The 563-nt window shown below is 27.4% G+C and carries 1 protein-coding gene; it reads right to left on the reverse strand.

Annotation, left to right across the window (positions count from 1 at the left end; translation table 11 throughout):
• Positions 1–563 (reverse strand): transposase (locus N9R04_RS11290; protein WP_262856874.1); only part of this gene is annotated, 563 nt, incomplete at both ends.

Here is a 563-nt window from a genome sequence, read left to right on the forward strand (position 1 = left end):
TGTAATAATACAGAAATTGCCTTTTTTACTATTATTTTGACTATAGTTAGCTCGTTGAGCTACTACTTTTCTTATATTAAGTGCCATTAATACAAAACCAAGTTCTCTTTTAACTTTATTTATGCCTATAACCGACATTCGAGTGAAACCCAAAATAGCCTTCATAAATCCAAAAACTGGTTCTACGTCAATTTTTCTTTGTCTGTAGATCTTTTTAGTTTCTTGTTCTGAAAGCTTTTGGTTAACTTGTGATTTGAAGTATTCCCAATTATAATTCTTCATTAACTTTTTATTCGATTTTGAATTTGATTTCATACAATAGTTTTTCAATAGACAATCTGAACAATCATTGCATTCATATAATTTAAAATCTCTTTTAAATCCATATTTATCATGCCGGTAGGCATACCTTTTAAAACCAAGTCTTTTATGATTTGGGCAAATAAATTCATCATTGATTTCATCATATCCCCAATTGTGAGTATTAAAAATGTCACTTTTATATTTTTTAGTTTTATCCTTAATAAACATGCCATAAGTTATAAGTGGTGTTCGATTAAATT

It is taken from the genome of Staphylococcus marylandisciuri, assembly GCF_025519785.1.
GTDB classification, from domain to species: Bacteria; Bacillota; Bacilli; order Staphylococcales; family Staphylococcaceae; genus Staphylococcus; species Staphylococcus marylandisciuri.